The sequence below is a fragment of the Streptomyces sp. SAS_281 genome (assembly GCF_052542855.1).
Genome location: NZ_JBMNDO010000151.1, coordinates 1 through 16419, shown reverse-complemented (window position 1 = coordinate 16419; position 16419 = coordinate 1). Strand labels below are relative to the sequence as shown.

Below are 16419 nucleotides of genomic sequence, written 5' to 3'. Positions count from 1 at the left end.
CGGCACCGGTGCCGCCCGCCTCCTCGGCGGTCCGGTCGCCGTCCCTCCCGGGGGACTGCCCGGCGTACGGTCCGGCTCCGGAAACGTTCTTCTCGTCACCCATGACGAGCCCTCCTTCTGCGGTCTTCCGCGGTGTGCTGTTCGTATGGCTGCGGGTGGCGCGTCGTCCCCCGTGCTCGGGCGGCGGCGGTCCGGTGGGGTGCCTGGATCAGGCGGCCCTACGGCGACGCCTGCCGCGCTCCAGGGCGACGGACCGGCCGTTGCGCCAGAGCCGCCCCGCGCACACCCCGTCGAACCAGCTGTCGGCCGGCGCCACCGCCTCCTCGCACTGCCGGACGACCGGGCAGCGGGCGCAGGCGCTGAGAGCGGGCGCGGCCTCGGCCGGATGCCGGGCGAAGACCGTCTCCGGGGGGAGCCCCAGGCAGGCGGCCGACGCGGTCCAGGTATCTGAGGGGAGCGAGAGGAACGACGGATCCATGGAGGCTCCTGGTGCGCGAGCGGCGGGACGGGAGGGAGTGGCGAAGGGGGTGGTTGGTGCTTCGGCTGGAGATGCACAGTGACAGATTGCGTGCGAGCGCGCAACGTAAATGGGTGAGAGGGGTCGTCTTCCTGTCGTCACGCAGGGTGGCGGGGGGATGGCCGTACGCACGGAACCGGCCAAGTCTTCAGCTGATCTCCACATTGCGCGCGCGAAAGCCCATAATTCTGCGCGCGCAAGCGCGGTAGCCTGGGATTCGCTTCGGAGGGAGGCGAAGGCTGTGACCGTCAGTGAACTGGAACAGTTCACGGCCTGGATCGAGGACGTGATCCGGCGGCGTGGATACGACATCGACAGCCCGCGCGGCGGCGGCAAGTCCCGCCTCGCCGACGAGGCGGGCGTACACCGGGCAGCCATCACGCGGCTGCTGCAACGGCAGAGCATGCCGGACCTGGAGACGATGCGCAGGCTCGCGCACGTCCTGGGCGTCCCCGTGCGGGAGATGCTCATCCGTTCGGGCCGGCTCACCGAGGACGAGCTGCCCCTGCCCCCGGTCGGCGACGACCCCGACCGGCAGAACGCCGGAGGCGAGCGCATCACGCTGGAGGAGGCCGCCGCCGCGCTCGGTGTCCCGGCCGAGCAGCGGGAGATGTTCATGCGGGTCGCCGGACAGTTCCTGCCCGTGGAACCGGTGGACCAGGACCTCCCCGTCCGGCGGACCCGGAGGGGCTGAGGCCGGACGGGGAGGCGAGGCCGCCTCCCCGTAGCCGGTCGCCGCCCCGCACCCCTCTCTCTCCCCCCTGCGGGGTCCTCGCCGCGCACCGCTCCGCCACCGCCGCCGGGCCGCACGAGCGTGATCGCTAAGCTGATCCGAGTCTGTTCGAAGGGCGAGGGCCCCGCACTACTGTGGCGGGGCCGGTGGTGAAGGAGACGTCAGGAAGAGCCGCGCATGGGCGAGGGCGAAAAGGGCTCCCGGCAGGCGAACGGCTCGCCCGAGGCCGCACCGTGTCAGCGGCGGCCGCCGGTGACGGACGTGGGGGAGGACGGGGAGATGCCTCCCGGCGATCTCGCCCGGCTGCTCGCCGCGGTGGGCGTTCTGCTGGGGAGCCACGAGGCAAGCGATCTGGTGGTCATGCCGCGTGAGGAACTGGAGCGGCGGGAGTACGCCGCGTACGGCCAGGGCTGGCGCGACGCGGCGGCCCAGTACCACCAGCTCCCCGGCTGGGCCGACGGCCTTCCGGGGGCGGACGCCGGCGACCGGACGCCCGGGCAGGCGGCGGTCATCCCGTTCCGCCGCAGAATCCCGCCCGGTACGCGCGAGGACGCGCGGCGCAACGCGACGGACTCCGCCGGGCCCGCCCCGGCCGGGGCGCACACGGGCCCCGCCCGTCCCGCCGGCGACGCCGCGGCCCCCTCGGTTCCTGGGCTCGCGGCCCCCTCGGCGCCTGGGCTCGCGGACCCCGAACCGGCGGCCCCCGCTCCCGCAGGCGGTCCCGCAGACCCCGCGCCCCCCGAAACGGCTCGCCCCGAACCGGCGGCCCCCGGGACCACGCGCCCGGTGCCCTCCGGGGCCGGGCCCCCCGAAACGGCTCGCCCCGAACCGGCGGCCCCCGGGACCACGCGCCCGGTGCCCTCCGGGGCCGGGCCCACGGATTCCGCACCCGTCGGCAGTGCGGCGGCGGACGCGGCGCGGCCGGGCCCGCCGTCCCGCCGCCGCCCGGCGACTCCGCCGCGTCCCCCGGCGTTCGCCCCCAAGAGCCGCCGTTCCAGGGTGCCCACCATCCCGCCCCTGCCCCTGCCGCGCCGCGAGGGCCGCCCCGGCGGGCAGGACTGAGGGGACGGCCCGGCGCACCTGGGCCTTCGCCCCTTGCCTGCCCGCCGGGCGTCTCGGCGTGCCCGGCGACGGCGGCCCCGGGAGGCCCTGGGGTCCCCGCGCCGGTCCGTTCACGGCGGCGCGCCGGGATGCCGTGGTCGCGGCCCCGTCCGGGTGGACGCCATTTGTTTTGACCCAGGTCCGTACGGTAGGTACGCTCAGACCTTGTGCCTGGGGTGTGCCTGGGTTCGTGTGCGTGTCCTCAACCGCATGGCGAGCCTGTCTTCGGCCACCGTGATCCGTGCTCCTCATGCCGTTCCGGTACGGGCTCGCAGGATTCGACACACCCGACCGCGTGGGTCGGTGACGTTCCAGGTTAGTTTCACCGACGGCACACAGAAACCGGAGAAGTAGTGCCTACGATCCAGCAGCTGGTCCGGAAGGGCCGGCAGGACAAGGTCGAGAAGAACAAGACGCCCGCACTCGAGGGTTCGCCCCAGCGCCGCGGCGTCTGCACGCGTGTGTTCACGACCACCCCGAAGAAGCCGAACTCCGCGCTCCGGAAGGTCGCACGTGTGCGTCTGACCTCGGGCATCGAGGTCACGGCCTACATCCCGGGTGAGGGACACAACCTGCAGGAGCACTCCATCGTGCTCGTGCGTGGTGGCCGTGTGAAGGACCTGCCGGGTGTTCGTTACAAGATCATCCGCGGCTCGCTCGACACCCAGGGTGTCAAGAACCGCAAGCAGGCCCGCAGCCGCTACGGCGCCAAGAAGGAGAAGTAAGAATGCCTCGTAAGGGCCCCGCCCCGAAGCGCCCGGTCATCATCGACCCGGTCTACAGCTCTCCTCTTGTCACGTCGCTGATCAACAAGATCCTGCTCGACGGCAAGCGTTCCACCGCCGAGCGGATCGTGTACGGCGCCATGGAGGGTCTTCGTGAGAAGACCGGCGCCGACCCGGTCATCACGCTGAAGCGCGCGCTGGAGAACGTCAAGCCCTCGCTCGAGGTCAAGTCCCGCCGTGTCGGTGGCGCCACCTACCAGGTGCCGATCGAGGTCAAGCCCGGTCGTGCCGCCACCCTGGCGCTCCGCTGGGTCGTGGGTTACTCCCGCGCCCGCCGCGAGAAGACGATGACCGAGCGGCTCATGAACGAGCTGCTCGACGCCTCGAACGGTCTTGGCGCTGCCGTCAAGAAGCGTGAGGACACCCACAAGATGGCCGAGTCCAACAAGGCCTTCGCGCACTACCGCTGGTAGTCGCTACCCCCATCGAGACCGAGAGAAGACTGAGCCTTATGGCCACCACTTCGCTTGACCTGGCCAAGGTCCGCAACATTGGGATCATGGCCCACATCGACGCGGGCAAGACGACCACCACTGAGCGGATCCTGTTCTACACCGGCGTTTCGTACAAGATCGGTGAGGTCCACGACGGCGCTGCCACGATGGACTGGATGGAGCAGGAGCAGGAACGCGGCATCACCATCACGTCCGCCGCGACGACCTGCCACTGGCCGCTCAATGATGTTGACCACACCATCAACATCATCGACACCCCGGGTCACGTCGACTTCACCGTCGAGGTGGAGCGTTCGCTCCGCGTCCTCGACGGCGCCGTCACCGTGTTCGACGGTGTGGCCGGCGTCGAGCCGCAGTCCGAGACCGTCTGGCGTCAGGCGGACCGCTACGGCGTGCCGCGCATCTGCTTCGTCAACAAGCTCGACCGCACCGGTGCCGACTTCCTGCGCTGCGTCAACATGATCGTGGACCGCCTCGGCGCGACCCCGATCGTCATGCAGCTGCCGATCGGTGCCGAGGCGGACTTCACGGGCGTCGTCGACCTGGTGTCGATGAAGGCGTTCGTGTACCCCGAAGAGGCCGCCAAGGGCGAGATGTACAACGTCGTTGACATCCCGGCCGAGCTCCAGGAGCAGGCGGACGAGTGGCGCGGCAAGCTCCTTGAGGCCGTCGCCGAGAACGACGACGCCATGATGGAGCTGTACCTGGAGGGCACCGAGCCCACCCAGGAGCAGCTGCACGACGCGATCCGTCGCATCACCCTGGCCTCCAAGGGCGGCGCCGACTCCGTCACCGTCACCCCGGTGTTCTGTGGCACCGCGTTCAAGAACAAGGGCGTCCAGCCCCTGCTCGACGCGGTCGTCCGCTACCTGCCTTCCCCCCTGGACGTCGAGGCCATCGAGGGCCACGACCCCAAGGACCCCGAGACCGTTGTGAAGCGCAAGCCCTCGGACGACGAGCCGCTGTCGGCTCTGGCGTTCAAGATCGCGAGCGACCCGCACCTCGGCAAGCTCACCTTCGTCCGGATCTACTCCGGTCGCCTGGACGCCGGCACCGCGGTGCTGAACTCCGTCAAGGGCAAGAAGGAGCGCATCGGCAAGATCTACCGCATGCACGCGAACAAGCGTGAGGAGATCGACTCGGTGGGCGCCGGCGACATCATCGCCGTCATGGGCCTGAAGCAGACCACCACCGGTGAGACGCTGTCCGACGAGAAGAACCCGGTCATCCTGGAGTCCATGGACTTCCCGGCGCCGGTCATCCAGGTCGCCATCGAGCCCAAGTCGAAGGGCGACCAGGAGAAGCTGGGTATCGCGATCCAGCGCCTCTCCGAGGAGGACCCGTCCTTCCAGGTGCACTCCGACGAGGAGACCGGCCAGACCATCATCGGTGGTATGGGCGAGCTTCACCTCGAGGTGCTCGTCGACCGCATGAAGCGCGAGTTCCGCGTCGAGGCGAACGTCGGCAAGCCGCAGGTCGCGTACCGCGAGACGATCCGCAAGGCCGTCGAGCGCATCGACTACACGCACAAGAAGCAGACTGGTGGTACCGGCCAGTTCGCGAAGGTGCAGATCGCCATCGAGCCCCTCGAGGGCGGCGACGCGTCGTACGAGTTCGTCAACAAGGTCACCGGTGGCCGTATCCCCCGTGAGTACATCCCCTCGGTGGACGCGGGTGCCCAGGAAGCCATGCAGTTCGGCATCCTGGCCGGTTACGAGATGGTCGGCGTCCGCGTCATCCTTCTCGACGGTGGTTACCACGAGGTCGACTCCTCGGAGCTCGCCTTCAAGATCGCCGGTTCGCAGGCGTTCAAGGAGGGTGCCCGCAAGGCGTCCCCCGTGCTCCTTGAGCCGATGATGGCCGTCGAGGTCACCACGCCCGAGGACTACATGGGCGATGTCATCGGCGACCTCAACTCCCGCCGTGGCCAGATCCAGGCCATGGAGGAGCGCAGCGGCGCTCGCGTCGTGAAGGGCCTCGTGCCCCTCTCGGAGATGTTCGGCTACGTCGGAGACCTCCGCAGCAAGACCTCGGGTCGCGCAAGCTACTCGATGCAGTTCGACTCCTACGCCGAGGTTCCGCGGAACGTCGCCGAGGAGATCATCGCGAAGGCCAAGGGCGAGTAACTCTCCCGAGCTCACGCTTTAGGCTTGTCACCGGAGCCCGTGGGGCATTCGTCGCGCAGTTCACACTTCGCGGAGAATGCCCCCGGGGGCCGGCATCCCAGCAAAGATCACCTGGCGCCGATGAAGCAAGGCGTACAGAACCACTCCACAGGAGGACCCAGTGGCGAAGGCGAAGTTCGAGCGGACTAAGCCGCACGTCAACATCGGCACCATCGGTCACATCGACCACGGTAAGACGACCCTCACGGCCGCCATTACCAAGGTGCTGCACGACGCGTACCCGGACCTGAACGAGGCCTCGGCCTTCGACCAGATCGACAAGGCTCCCGAGGAGCGCCAGCGCGGTATCACCATCTCGATCGCGCACGTCGAGTACCAGACGGAGTCGCGTCACTACGCGCACGTCGACTGCCCGGGTCACGCGGACTACATCAAGAACATGATCACCGGTGCCGCGCAGATGGACGGTGCCATCCTCGTGGTCGCCGCCACCGACGGCCCGATGCCGCAGACCAAGGAGCACGTGCTCCTGGCCCGCCAGGTCGGCGTTCCGTACATCGTCGTCGCCCTGAACAAGGCCGACATGGTGGACGACGAGGAGATCCTGGAGCTCGTCGAGCTCGAGGTCCGCGAGCTGCTCTCCGAGTACGAGTTCCCGGGCGACGACCTTCCGGTCGTCAAGGTCTCGGCGCTCAAGGCCCTCGAGGGCGACAAGGAGTGGGGCCAGACCGTTCTCGACCTGATGAAGGCCGTGGACGAGAACATCCCGCAGCCCGAGCGCGACGTCGACAAGCCGTTCCTGATGCCGATCGAGGACGTCTTCACGATCACCGGTCGTGGCACCGTCGTCACCGGTCGTATCGAGCGTGGTGTCCTCAAGGTCAACGAGACCGTTGACATCGTGGGCATCAAGCAGGAGAAGACCACCACCACGGTCACCGGCATCGAGATGTTCCGCAAGCTGCTCGACGAGGGCCAGGCCGGTGAGAACGTCGGTCTGCTCCTCCGTGGCATCAAGCGCGAGGACGTCGAGCGCGGCCAGGTCATCATCAAGCCCGGTTCGGTCACGCCGCACACCGAGTTCGAGGCCCAGGCCTACATCCTGTCGAAGGACGAGGGTGGCCGTCACACCCCCTTCTTCAACAACTACCGCCCGCAGTTCTACTTCCGTACCACGGACGTGACCGGCGTCGTGACCCTCCCCGAGGGCACCGAGATGGTCATGCCGGGCGACAACACCGTCATGTCGGTCCAGCTGATCCAGCCGGTCGCCATGGAGGAGGGCCTGAAGTTCGCCATCCGTGAGGGTGGCCGGACCGTGGGCGCCGGCCAGGTCACCAAGATCAACAAGTAAGTCCTTGTTGGTTTGACCTGGTAGCTCCGCACAGAGCACCAAGAGGGGCCCCGTCCCACCGTTCACGCGGTGGGGCGGGGCCCTTCGGCGTTCCAGGTGGTCACGGTCGGCGGATCATGAACACGTCCACCGGGTCCTCCCGCTCGGTCACGAAGCCGTGCCGCTCGTACAGCCGCCGCGCGGCGCTGCCCTGGAGCACGTTCAGCCGCACCGGCACCCCTTCGGCGTCCGTACGCGCCAGCAACCGCCGCAGTACGCCGGAGCCGATGCCCCGCCCCTGGAGCGCCTCGTCCAGGAAGAAGCTCTCCAGGCACCAGCCGTCCCCGTACGGCCGCAGCGTCACGCTCCCCGCGAAGCGGCCGTCCACCACGATGACCGAGGTGTGCTCGGGGACGTACGAGTCGCGCATCCGCTGCCGCACCCGGTGCTCGTCGAAGCGGCCCAGGCGGACCAGGTCGGGGCGCATCACGACGGCCCGGAGCTCGACTATGTCGTCCAGGTCGGCGGAGGTGGCGGGGCGCAGGTCCCAGCCTTGAGTGGTACGTACATGCATGGCAGGAGTCTGTCAGAGCGCGGGCGGGCGGGGGGCGTCTGGCAAGGTGCCGCATATGTGCCACTACTGCGGCTGCCGTGAGATTCCGCTGATCAAGGAGTTCATCGCGGAGCACGAGTCCGTGACGGACACGGCGGGCGCCGCCCTGCGCGCGCTGGACGACGGGGACCGGGCCCGCGTCCCGGGCCTGGTCGCCCGCATGGAGCGCGAGCTCGTGGCGCACTGGCGGGGCGAGGAGCAGGGCCTCTTCGCGGTGATGAGCGCCGACCCGGAGTACGCGGACTACATCGACGCGCTCGTACGCGAGCACCGTGAACTGGGCGCGTTCCTGCGGGAGATCGACCTCACCCGCGACGAGGACGTCGCACGGCTGCGCGCGGCGGTCGGGGAGCTGCACCACCACATCGCCAAGGAGGAGGACGGCCTGTTCCCGGCGTCGCTCACGGCGCTGACGGGGGAGGAGTGGGACCGGTCCATGCGGGCGTGGCGGGAGGCGCATCCGGCGTAGTCGCCGGTCGGTCAGCAGGGCGAGCCGCAGTCCGTGGTCGCCTGCGGCTCGGCCAGGACGTCGAGGCCGTAGCCGAGGGCCGCGAGGGCGGCGACGGACGCGGCCAGGGCGAGGGCGGTGCGCCACCGCCCGCGTACGGCGGTGAAGGCGGCCAGGGCCGTGAGGGTGCCGCCGAGCAGCAGGAGCGGGAGGCCCAGGAACAGGACGTCGGTGTTGCGCTCGCTCTCGAAGGCGCCGGAGAGGCTGCTCCGGCCGTACGGAAGCCAGACCGCGAGGCCCGCGAGGGCGCCGAGTGCCGCTGCGAGGAGCCCGGCGGCGCCGGTGAGGGCTTCGCGGCGGGGGTTCGTGTGTGCGGTGTCCATGTGGGGAAAGACGCGCGGCCGGGGCGGGAAGTTTCAATCCTCAACGATCGGGCGCGACAGGGCCTGGATCGCGGGGCGGAGCAGCGCGGCGATGTGCTCCGTCGATGCCTCGCGGAGCACGGCCAGGCCGAGGAGCTGGTGGCCGATGGTCACGCCGAGCAGCGCGGTGATCATCAGCGCGGCACGCAGTTCGGGGTCGTCGGCGTCCGGGAGGGCGGCGCCGACGCTGTCGGCCTGCCGGCCGAGGGCGGCGCGGACGTGGTCGGCCGCAGTCTCGTCCGTCAGCATCGACCGCATCATCGCGAGCGTGCCCTCGGGGAGCCCGCCGAGCTTGAGGCCGAGCGAGGCCAGCAGCTGATCGGCGAGCCCGTCGGCGTCCGTGGCGGTCAGCGGGGCGGGCAGCGCCTGCACGGCCTGCCCGAACAGATCCCGTTTCGAGCCGAAGTACTGCATGACCAGAGCCGGGTCGACGCCCGCAGCCGTCGCCACCGCGCGGATGGTGGTGCGCTCGAACCCCTTCTCGGCGAACAGCTCCCGGGCGCTCCTGAGGATGCGTTCCTCGGTCGCTCGGCGGCGGTCGGCACGGGACTGGTGGGGAGTGGTCACCCTCTTCACTCTACAGACGTTGACCGAATGCTCCGGCCGGGCCTACCGTGATTGGGTCCACAGTCGTTGAGCGAATGGAGTGCCCCCGTGTCCCGTCCGGAAGCGTCCGCCGTACGCACGCCTCACGAGGTGCTGACCCGCTACTACCAGGCCATGATCGACAAGTCGCCGGACGATCTCGCCGACCTCTACGCCGTCGACGCGGTGCACGAGTTCCCGTTCGCCTCGCCCGGTTTCCCGCCCCGCTTCGAGGGGCGCGAGGCCGTGCGCGCCGGATACCGGGCGGCCTGGGGTGCCAGTCCAGCCGAGGTGCGCGAGGTGCGGAGGGTCGCGGTCCACGAGACCGCCGAGCCGGGCGTGATCATCGCGGAGCACGTCGTGGTGGGTGCCCTGCCGGCCAGTAACGCCGCCTTCACCGTCCCCGGTCTCCTGGTCCTCCACGTCCACGACGGTCTGCTCACGCGCGTACGCGACTACATGGACAGCGCGGGAGTCGCCGACGCCAGGGGGTGAGGGCCCTGCCGTCCGGGGCGGTCCTCCCCTTCAAATCGATTGACACCCGGGAGCGGAATGCCGGACGTTCGGCTGTGGTCCACCCCTGCGCCGCAGGGACGGAGAGAGGGCAGCGGATGACTTCCGGAAGAGGGGGCCTGCGGCGATCGGCCCCCGTACGGCGCGTCCTGGGGCAGGTGCACACCGCAGGGCGGGTGAAGGACTGCGGGGAGACGGTGGAGTTCAGCTGGCCCGGGGTGTACTTCGAGGGCCGCTTTCGCGGGACCGGGGTCGGGGTGGTGCTCGACTGCGCGGCCGCCGACTACGACGTCCAGGTCGACGGGGCCACCGTCGCCACCCTGGTCACCCCCGGCGACACCACGTACTGGATCACCGGCCTGCGGGACGGCGAGCACGCGGTCCGGGTCGTCAAGCGGAACGACACCCCCGGGGAGACCAGCGCGTTCGGAGGCTTCGTCGCCGCACCCGGGGGTGCCGTACTGGGCAGGCCGGCGCCCCGGGACCGGCAGATCGAGTTCATCGGGGACTCCATCACGGTCGGCTACGGCAATATGCCGCACACCGGTGCCTGCGATCCCGAACAGGTGAAGCGGAACACCAACAGCGACGTGAGCCACGGCGCCCTCACCGCGCGGCGGCTGGGCGCCGATTACCAGCTCAACGGCTTCTCCGGCTTCGGCATGGTGCGCAACGTCTCGGGCATCTGCCCCGACCTCACGTACCGGACGTACTACGACCGTGCGCTGCTGGACGTGGACGGCGACGTCTGGCAGAACCCGGGGACATGGCGGCCCCACATCGTGGTGGTCAACCTCGGCTCCAACGACTTCTCCGACCTCACCCCCGGTGAATCGTGGACGCCGGACGGCCTCGCGCTCGCCTACCGCACCGCCTACGACGGGTTCCTGCGGACACTGCGGACGCGCTACGGCCCCGGCACCAGCCTGGTGGCCGTCGGCTTCGACAGGAACGCCGCGCACGTGCGTCAGGTGGTCGACGCGCGCAACGACGCGGGCGACAGCGGGGTCCACTACTGGTCCCTCGATCTGTCGGGCCTGGATCTCCTCGGATGCGACGGCCACACCTCGGCCCGCGACGACCGGCTGATCGCCGACCGCCTCGCCCCGTTCCTCAGCGGCCTGCCGACGGGGTGGTAGGAGGCGTGGGTCCCTCAGGCGGCTCTGTGCGGTGCCGCCTCGCGGCAGTCGCGGCAGTGGCCCGGTTCCGGGGCGCGGAAGACGCGTTCGCAGCGGTCGCAGTCCTGGAGGGGGACGGCCCCGGGGGGCGGTTCCGGTGCGGCGGGGAGCGGGGGTGGGAGCAGGGCGGTCAGCCGGTTGCGTACGAAACCGGCCGGGTGTCTGACGACCGGCGGGAGGTCGCTGGTCAGGGCATGCAGGACGGTGGCGGGGTGCACGTCGCGTTCGAGCCAGATGGTGACCTCGGGGGCGAGTTCGCCGATGTCCCGTGCGGAGAGCGCGAGTTGGTGCGCGTGACGGCGGAGCCCCGCCAGGAGGTCCGCGGCGGCCCGGTGTCGCGTCTCGACCGGGATGGGCGGTGGGGGCGGCTGCTCGGCCGGAGCGGGGGAGGCGGCCGGTGCCGGTGCCGGTGCCGGTGCCGGTGCCGTGGCGTGCGGCTGGTTGTACGACGTCGTGAGGGTGACGACTCGGCCGTCCGGCAGGCGTACGCGGTCTCGGTGCAGGTATCCGGCGGCCTCCAACTCGCGCAGGGCGGCGGTGATCCGGGCCTCGCCCTCCGGGAAGCGGGCGGTGAGGAACTTGATGCCCACCCTGGCCCCGGCGGGCAGTGACTGGATGTGCGCGCCGAGCCCGATCGCGAGGAGCGAGAGGTCCGGGTGCTGGGTGAGGTGGTTGCCGATCACCGTGAAGCCGGACGTGTGGCGGACGTTGACGTGCTGGACGCCTGCGGTGGGGGAGCCGGAGCGGGTGCGCGGGGGAGCGATAACCTGCGGGGTAGCCATCAGGAAGCGTTCTCTTCCGTGTTGGTCAGGCCCTCGGCGGAGATTGGCGTCTCGCCGGGGGCCGTCACGTTCTGTGGTGTCGCTGTCGCGGCGAGCATATGCCAGGCAACCTGTGCCGAATCCAGCCCGGTTGGCCTAGTTCACTCGCGCGAGTGATGCAGGTCAGAGCGGGGTGGGGTGGGGTTTGGTCCGGTTCTCTCCCAGGTTCTTTAGAAGCCTTTCTTACGTCGCGGAGGACCGCGACCCGGTGGCCCGGGACGCGGTGGGGGCCGTCACGGTGCGAGGTCCAGCTCGGCCCACACCGTCTTGCGCGGCACCGGCCCCTCCTCGACGCCCCACCGGTCCGCCAGCGCCTCGACGATGACCAGGCCGCGCCCGCGCTCCGCGTACTGGCCGGGGCTGTCGGGGACGGGGAGGCGGTCACTCCGCGTGTCGGTCAGCTCGATCCGTAGCCGCGACGCGTCACTCACGGTGAGGCTGAGCCGGAAGTCCCGGCCCTGCACCCGCCCGTGCGTGGCCGCGTTCGCGGCCAGCTCGGCGACGATGTGCGCGGCGGCTTCGGTGGGGAGCCCCCAGTCGCCCAAGTGCGCCGTGGTGAGCAGCCGGGCGAGGCGTGCGCCCCGGCGCGTGGGGGAGAGGAGTACGGCGAACTGCCGGGCGGGAGCGGAACGTTCGGTTCGGGTGATTTCTCGGTTCACGTCACTCAGGGTGGCCGTGGGCGCCTACCGTGAACAGTGACTCAGTGCTTACGTACGGTCATTGTCCCGAGCTTGTCCAGCGTTGTCCCCGCTGTACGGGGTGACGCCCGGGGGACGTACACGGTTGAGGAAGAACGGCACGCGCGCGGAAGCGGGGCACGGATGAGTGTGGACGAGATCGGTACGCAGTGGCAGCCCGACGCGGGGGCGGACGAGCCGGGCTGGGACGTGGACCCGGACGATGAGTCGGGCGTGGCGGTGGTCGCGGCCGTGGGCCGCCAGATCAGGGCCTGGCGAGAGGCGGCGGGGCTGACGGCGGCGGAGTTCGGGACGCGGCTCGGTTACGGGGAGAACCTGATCTACAAGGTGGAGGGCGGTCGGCGGATCCCTCGGCCGGAGCTGCTGGACATGGCGGATCAGGTGTGCGGAGCGGGCGGCAAGATCGCCGCGATGAAGCAGGACCTGGCGGCGGTTAGGTACCCGAAGAAGGTCCGGGACCTGGCGAAGCTGGAGGCGAGGGCGGTTGAGGTTGCGGTGTACAGCAACCACAGCATCCACGGCCTTTTGCAGACGCCCGAGTACGCGCGGGCGCTGTTCGAAATGCGTCGACCCGCGTACTCGGAGGACGAAGTGGAGCGGGTCTTGGCCGCCCGCATGTCCCGGCAGAGCATTTTCGACCGGTTCCCGGCGCCTGCCCTCAGTTTCGTCCTGGAGGAGGTGACCCTTCGCCGCCCGGTGGGAGGCACAATGGTGTTGCGACGCCAGCTTCAACGCTTGCTGGAGGTAGGTCGGTTGCGAAACGTGGACATCCAGGTGATGCCGACCTGTCGCGAGGAGCACGCGGGCATGGACGGGGTAATCGAGATCTTAAAGTTCGCGGACGGAACGGCGGTTGGGCGCTCAGACGGCGCCTTCGCCGGTCGACCGGTCGCCGAACCGAGACACGTCAGAATCCTCGACCTGCGCTGCGGCGTGATCAAGGCCCAGGCGCTCACGCCACGGGAGTCGCTGGCCTACATCGAGCGAGTGCTGGGAGAAACATGATTCGCGAAACCTCTGGCGGAGCTGCTCAGCTGGAGTGGTTCAAGAGCAGCTACAGCAGCGGCAGCGAGGGGGAGTCGTGCGTCGAGGTCGCTGCGGCGTTCGGCGCGGTGCACGTTCGTGACTCCAAGGACCTGTCCGTACCAGAGCTTGCCTTCGGCAGGACGGCATGGGCAGGGTTCGTCTCGTACGCAGCCAACTGCTGATCCTTCGCGCACTGGAGAGGGACATGATCCGCGAGACCGAGTGGTTCAAGAGCAGCTATAGCGACAACGGCAACAGCAACGAGTGCGTCGAGGTCGCCGCGGCACCCGGCGCGGTGCGCGTCCGTGACTCCAAGGACCTGTCCGTGCCGCCGCTCGCCTTCGGCGAGTCCGCGTGGGCGGGGTTCGTTACGTACGCCGCCGGTCGGTGACCCGGCACTGACCCGCCCCCCGCAGCTGCGGGGGGCGTCAGGCGCGTGGTGCGAGTGGCGGCAGCCGAAAATCGCGGGAACAGGAGGCCGCCGGCTCCTACCCTGGTGCGGTGAGTGATTATGCGATGTCGGCCGAAGACGTGGTCGCGCTGGTTCAGCGGCTCGACGCCCACGGCGTGGATGCGTGTATCGGCGGCGGTTGGGGTGTGGACGCACTGCTCGGGGAGCAGACGCGAGCCCACTCCGACCTCGACGTATGGGTGCCGGCCGCACACCTCGAGGCCCTGTTCCGCGCGTTCGCGGAGGCCGGTGTCGACCGGATCTTCCCGTGGCCGGACGACCGACCGTGGAACTTCGTCCTGCACGACGGCGTCCGTCGGCGTATAGACCTGCACCTGTACGAGCCGCTTGCCGGAGGCAAGCTGCACTACGGGTCCGTGGTGACCGGTACGGTCTTCGCCGCTGACGCGCTTGCCGGGCGCGGATCGATCGCGGGCACCCCGGTTCGGTGCGAGTCGGCCGACTGGGCGGTGCGCTGCCACACGGGCTACGAGCCCCGTGACGTCGACCGCCACGACGTGCCCCTCCTGTGCCGGCGGTTCGGGATTCCGCTGCCCGAGGGCTTCGAACCGCTCGGCAAGCCTTGACCTGTCCCGGTCCGCGCCTCTGCCCCGTGTGAGACGGGCCGACGGGGGGCTCCTGCAGCCCGGCCTCCCCAGGGGCCGTCCCGGAGACACGTCTCGGGACGTCTCCGGGACTCGCGGGACGGCGGGGACGGGCCGGTCGGCCCCTACGGTCGGTCCGGGTCCGGCGCTCGGCCGGCTCGTCTCGAAGGGGAAACGCCCATGCGCAAGCGTCTGTTGACCGGCCTCGTCACCGCAGGGCTCGTCCTGTCGGGCGGCCTCCTGGCCGCGCCGGCCGCGAACGCGGCGATCATCACGTACAAGTGCGAGTACACCGCCGCGGAGCCCGAGCTGGCCTACGGCGACAGTGGCACCGCGGTGACGCAGTTGCAGTGCGAGCTGAACAACGCCCTCTCCCCGAACTCCTTCGTTCCGTTGGAGAAGGACGGCGTCTGGGGGCCCGCCACCGAGCGGGCCGTCCGGAACTTCCAGGCGTGCGTCGGCATCGAGCAGGACGGCATCGCGGGTCCGCACACCTGGTCCCAGCTGGATGCCGCGGCGAGCAACCCCATGGGCTGGCGCTGCCACTGATCAGGCGCGGGGCGCCTGCGCGCCGGGTTCCGGGGAGGGCGCCTCCATCGGAAAGTGGATCGGGCTGAGCAGGTACTGCGTGCGCCCGGGGCCCGGTTCGTTGGCGAGCTTCGGGGCGATGGCCGCGCGCAGGCCGCCGATCAGCTCCTCCAGTTCCGCCGGGCTGAGCCAGAGCGCGTGCTGGCGGTAGCCCACCCGGTCGGCCACGGGATCGGCCCCGTCCCGGTCGAGGTAGGCGGTGAACTCGGCCAGCAGGGCGGTCATCGCGGTGGCGAAGGTCCGCCGGTAATCCTCCGGGGTCAGCGCGGAGACCGCCTCCGGGCCGATGGTGGCCCTGTCCTGGCGGAGCCGGTAGTGGCGTTCCACCGCGCCGCGCACCCGGCGCTCCTCGGCCACCTCAAGGAGCCCGCCGGACGTCAGCAGGTCGATGTGCCGGTAGACCGTGGCTTTGGACGCCTCCGGGATACGGGCGCAGAGCTGAGAGGTGGTCAGGGTGCGCGCGCCGCCCATCGCGAGAACGATCCGCAGCCGGATGGGATGGGCGAGCAGGTCCAGGGAGTCCACCCTCTTACCTTCTCATGGCTGATACCTTTCTCAGTTATGAGAATGGTCGAGGGTGGGGTGCCGGAGGCGGCGGCTCGGTTCGCCGCGCTGCTGCGGACGGAGCGGTTCGAGGAGTTGGCGGACCTGTTCGCGCCTCCGCTGCGGGCGGCCGTGTCCGGGGAGCAGCTGCGGCTCGCGTGGGCGGCCGAGGTCGCCGGACGGGGCGGCCGCGCGGCCGTCGAGGAGCCGGTGGCCGAGGCCGGCTCGATGCGCGTACGCATACCCGTGGTCTGCGCGGAAGGCGGCTTCACCGTGGTCACGTCGGCCGGTGCCGACGGTCTGTTGCAGGGGCTGCGGTTCGACGCGCAGGGTGGCGCCGATTGGGAGCCGCCGGGGTACGTGGACGAGGGCCGGTTCACCGAGTGCGGCGTCGTCGTGGGCACCGGGCCGCTCGCGGTCCCCGGAACGCTCACCCTGCCCCGGGGCGAGGGGCCGTGGCCCGCCGTGGTGCTGCTCAGCGGTGGCGGCGCGTTCGACCGGGACGAGAGCATCGGGGCCAACAAGCCGCTGAAGGACCTCGCGTGGGGCCTCGCCTCCCGGCAGGTGGCGGTGCTGCGCTTCGACAAGGTGACCTTCGCCCACCCGGACCGTCTGCGGCCGGACTTCACGATGGCCGACGAATACGTGCCGCACGCCCTCGCCGCCGTCCGGCTGCTGCGGCAGCGGCCCGAAGTGGCCGCGGACCGGATCCACCTGCTGGGGCACAGCATGGGCGGCAAGGCGGCGCCCCGGATCGCCGCGGCCGATCCGTCGATCGCGGGTCTGGTGCTGCTCGCCGCGGACACGCAGCCGATGCACGAGGCGGCCGTCCGGGTGGCGCGCCATCTGGCGGCGTCGGCACCCGGACCGGCCAAATC

At 70.5% G+C, this 16419-nt stretch carries 22 protein-coding genes; 15 read left to right on the top strand and 7 right to left on the bottom strand.

Annotated elements, in window-relative coordinates; translation table 11 throughout:
• Window positions 1–208: 208 nt before the first annotated feature.
• Window positions 209–478: a WhiB family transcriptional regulator gene (locus tag ACN6LM_RS34440; RefSeq protein ID WP_445069315.1), complete on the bottom strand. Its 270-nt coding sequence runs from the start codon at window positions 476–478 to the stop codon at window positions 209–211.
• Window positions 479–758: 280 nt separating this feature from the next.
• Between ACN6LM_RS34440 and ACN6LM_RS34435 the strand changes: the two genes are divergently transcribed.
• The 6 genes from ACN6LM_RS34435 to tuf all read left to right on the top strand — a co-directional run bounded on the left by ACN6LM_RS34435 (window position 759) and on the right by tuf (window position 7071).
• The gene (locus tag ACN6LM_RS34435; RefSeq protein ID WP_445069314.1) at window positions 759–1211 is read left to right on the top strand and encodes a helix-turn-helix domain-containing protein; all 453 of its coding nucleotides are present in this window, start codon (window positions 759–761) and stop codon (window positions 1209–1211) included.
• Between the two features lie 216 nt (window positions 1212–1427).
• Window positions 1428–2312: a hypothetical protein gene (locus tag ACN6LM_RS34430; protein WP_445069313.1), complete on the top strand. Its 885-nt coding sequence runs from the start codon at window positions 1428–1430 to the stop codon at window positions 2310–2312.
• 392 nt (window positions 2313–2704) lie between these two features.
• Window positions 2705–3076, top strand: coding sequence for a 30S ribosomal protein S12 (gene rpsL / locus ACN6LM_RS34425; RefSeq protein WP_003948652.1), 372 nt, complete (start codon window positions 2705–2707; stop codon window positions 3074–3076).
• A 2-nt stretch (window positions 3077–3078) separates the two neighbouring features.
• The gene (gene rpsG, locus ACN6LM_RS34420; RefSeq protein WP_018101248.1) at window positions 3079–3549 is read left to right on the top strand and encodes a 30S ribosomal protein S7; all 471 of its coding nucleotides are present in this window, start codon (window positions 3079–3081) and stop codon (window positions 3547–3549) included.
• Between the two features lie 38 nt (window positions 3550–3587).
• Entirely contained in the window at window positions 3588–5717 is a 2130-nt protein-coding gene (fusA, locus tag ACN6LM_RS34415; protein WP_445069312.1) for an elongation factor G, read from the top strand.
• Between the two features lie 160 nt (window positions 5718–5877).
• Complete coding sequence (tuf, locus tag ACN6LM_RS34410) at window positions 5878–7071, top strand: elongation factor Tu (protein WP_093707149.1); 1194 nt, start codon at window positions 5878–5880, stop codon at window positions 7069–7071.
• 100 nt (window positions 7072–7171) lie between these two features.
• Here tuf and ACN6LM_RS34405 read toward each other — a convergent pair whose 3' ends face one another.
• Window positions 7172–7624, bottom strand: a complete 453-nt coding sequence (locus ACN6LM_RS34405) for a GNAT family N-acetyltransferase (protein WP_445069311.1) — start codon at window positions 7622–7624, stop codon at window positions 7172–7174.
• A 55-nt stretch (window positions 7625–7679) separates the two neighbouring features.
• Between ACN6LM_RS34405 and ACN6LM_RS34400 the strand changes: the two genes are divergently transcribed.
• Window positions 7680–8132 carry a hemerythrin domain-containing protein gene (locus ACN6LM_RS34400; RefSeq protein ID WP_445069310.1) on the top strand — a complete coding sequence of 151 codons (453 nt, stop codon included), beginning with the start codon at window positions 7680–7682 and terminating at the stop codon, window positions 8130–8132.
• Between the two features lie 11 nt (window positions 8133–8143).
• On the opposite strand, the gene ACN6LM_RS34395 is transcribed toward ACN6LM_RS34400, so the two are convergent.
• Both ACN6LM_RS34395 and ACN6LM_RS34390 read right to left on the bottom strand, forming a co-directional pair.
• Window positions 8144–8494 (bottom strand): hypothetical protein, encoded by a 351-nt coding sequence (locus ACN6LM_RS34395; RefSeq protein WP_445069309.1) that lies wholly within the window; start codon window positions 8492–8494, stop codon window positions 8144–8146.
• A 33-nt stretch (window positions 8495–8527) separates the two neighbouring features.
• Complete coding sequence (locus ACN6LM_RS34390) at window positions 8528–9100, bottom strand: TetR/AcrR family transcriptional regulator (protein ID WP_445069308.1); 573 nt, start codon at window positions 9098–9100, stop codon at window positions 8528–8530.
• 87 nt (window positions 9101–9187) lie between these two features.
• Here ACN6LM_RS34390 and ACN6LM_RS34385 point away from each other — a divergent pair, with 87 nt between their 5' ends.
• Together ACN6LM_RS34385 and ACN6LM_RS34380 are read left to right on the top strand one after the other, a co-directional pair.
• Window positions 9188–9613, top strand: a complete 426-nt coding sequence (locus ACN6LM_RS34385) for a nuclear transport factor 2 family protein (protein WP_445069307.1) — start codon at window positions 9188–9190, stop codon at window positions 9611–9613.
• Window positions 9614–9729: 116 nt separating this feature from the next.
• On the top strand, window positions 9730–10770 hold the full coding sequence (locus tag ACN6LM_RS34380; RefSeq protein ID WP_445069306.1) for a GDSL-type esterase/lipase family protein: 1041 nt from the start codon (window positions 9730–9732) through the stop codon (window positions 10768–10770).
• A 14-nt stretch (window positions 10771–10784) separates the two neighbouring features.
• Here ACN6LM_RS34380 and ACN6LM_RS34375 read toward each other — a convergent pair whose 3' ends face one another.
• Window positions 10785–11591: a helix-turn-helix domain-containing protein gene (locus ACN6LM_RS34375; protein ID WP_445069305.1), complete on the bottom strand. Its 807-nt coding sequence runs from the start codon at window positions 11589–11591 to the stop codon at window positions 10785–10787.
• A gap of 272 nt (window positions 11592–11863) precedes the next feature.
• On the bottom strand, window positions 11864–12289 hold the full coding sequence (locus ACN6LM_RS34370; RefSeq protein ID WP_445069304.1) for an ATP-binding protein: 426 nt from the start codon (window positions 12287–12289) through the stop codon (window positions 11864–11866).
• Between the two features lie 162 nt (window positions 12290–12451).
• Between ACN6LM_RS34370 and ACN6LM_RS34365 the strand changes: the two genes are divergently transcribed.
• The 5 genes from ACN6LM_RS34365 to ACN6LM_RS34345 all read left to right on the top strand — a co-directional run bounded on the left by ACN6LM_RS34365 (window position 12452) and on the right by ACN6LM_RS34345 (window position 14959).
• Window positions 12452–13333, top strand: a complete 882-nt coding sequence (locus ACN6LM_RS34365) for a helix-turn-helix domain-containing protein (protein ID WP_445069303.1) — start codon at window positions 12452–12454, stop codon at window positions 13331–13333.
• Window positions 13330–13536, top strand: coding sequence for a DUF397 domain-containing protein (locus tag ACN6LM_RS34360; protein WP_445069302.1), 207 nt, complete (start codon window positions 13330–13332; stop codon window positions 13534–13536). Before ACN6LM_RS34365 ends, ACN6LM_RS34360 begins: the two co-directional genes overlap by 4 nt.
• A gap of 23 nt (window positions 13537–13559) precedes the next feature.
• A complete protein-coding gene (locus ACN6LM_RS34355) occupies window positions 13560–13745 on the top strand; it encodes a DUF397 domain-containing protein (protein WP_445069301.1) in 186 nt (61 codons plus the stop codon).
• 110 nt (window positions 13746–13855) lie between these two features.
• Entirely contained in the window at window positions 13856–14392 is a 537-nt protein-coding gene (locus ACN6LM_RS34350; RefSeq protein ID WP_445069300.1) for a nucleotidyltransferase domain-containing protein, read from the top strand.
• 198 nt (window positions 14393–14590) lie between these two features.
• A complete protein-coding gene (locus ACN6LM_RS34345) occupies window positions 14591–14959 on the top strand; it encodes a peptidoglycan-binding domain-containing protein (protein ID WP_445069299.1) in 369 nt (122 codons plus the stop codon).
• On the opposite strand, the gene ACN6LM_RS34340 is transcribed toward ACN6LM_RS34345, so the two are convergent.
• Window positions 14960–15523: a helix-turn-helix domain-containing protein gene (locus ACN6LM_RS34340; RefSeq protein WP_361023583.1), complete on the bottom strand. Its 564-nt coding sequence runs from the start codon at window positions 15521–15523 to the stop codon at window positions 14960–14962.
• Window positions 15524–15559: 36 nt separating this feature from the next.
• Between ACN6LM_RS34340 and ACN6LM_RS34335 the strand changes: the two genes are divergently transcribed.
• On the top strand, window positions 15560–16419 hold an 860-nt coding region (locus ACN6LM_RS34335), incomplete at its 3' end, for an alpha/beta hydrolase family protein (RefSeq protein WP_445069298.1).

What these genes read in the sequence shown, in the direction of transcription:
- ACN6LM_RS34355 (WP_445069301.1), top strand. Translation starts at nt 13,560, where the DNA reads ATGATCCGCGAGACCGAGTGGTTCAAGAGCAGCTATAGCGACAACGGC.
- ACN6LM_RS34380 (WP_445069306.1), top strand. Translation starts at nt 9,730, where the DNA reads ATGACTTCCGGAAGAGGGGGCCTGCGGCGATCGGCCCCCGTACGGCGC.
- ACN6LM_RS34375 (WP_445069305.1), bottom strand. Translation starts at nt 11,591, where the DNA reads ATGGCTACCCCGCAGGTTATCGCTCCCCCGCGCACCCGCTCCGGCTCC.
- ACN6LM_RS34430 (WP_445069313.1), top strand. Translation starts at nt 1,428, where the DNA reads ATGGGCGAGGGCGAAAAGGGCTCCCGGCAGGCGAACGGCTCGCCCGAG.
- ACN6LM_RS34395 (WP_445069309.1), bottom strand. Translation starts at nt 8,494, where the DNA reads ATGGACACCGCACACACGAACCCCCGCCGCGAAGCCCTCACCGGCGCC.
- rpsG (WP_018101248.1), top strand. Translation starts at nt 3,079, where the DNA reads ATGCCTCGTAAGGGCCCCGCCCCGAAGCGCCCGGTCATCATCGACCCG.
- ACN6LM_RS34360 (WP_445069302.1), top strand. Translation starts at nt 13,330, where the DNA reads ATGATTCGCGAAACCTCTGGCGGAGCTGCTCAGCTGGAGTGGTTCAAG.
- ACN6LM_RS34440 (WP_445069315.1), bottom strand. Translation starts at nt 478, where the DNA reads ATGGATCCGTCGTTCCTCTCGCTCCCCTCAGATACCTGGACCGCGTCG.
- ACN6LM_RS34400 (WP_445069310.1), top strand. Translation starts at nt 7,680, where the DNA reads ATGTGCCACTACTGCGGCTGCCGTGAGATTCCGCTGATCAAGGAGTTC.
- ACN6LM_RS34405 (WP_445069311.1), bottom strand. Translation starts at nt 7,624, where the DNA reads ATGCATGTACGTACCACTCAAGGCTGGGACCTGCGCCCCGCCACCTCC.
- fusA (WP_445069312.1), top strand. Translation starts at nt 3,588, where the DNA reads ATGGCCACCACTTCGCTTGACCTGGCCAAGGTCCGCAACATTGGGATC.
- ACN6LM_RS34365 (WP_445069303.1), top strand. Translation starts at nt 12,452, where the DNA reads ATGAGTGTGGACGAGATCGGTACGCAGTGGCAGCCCGACGCGGGGGCG.
- ACN6LM_RS34345 (WP_445069299.1), top strand. Translation starts at nt 14,591, where the DNA reads ATGCGCAAGCGTCTGTTGACCGGCCTCGTCACCGCAGGGCTCGTCCTG.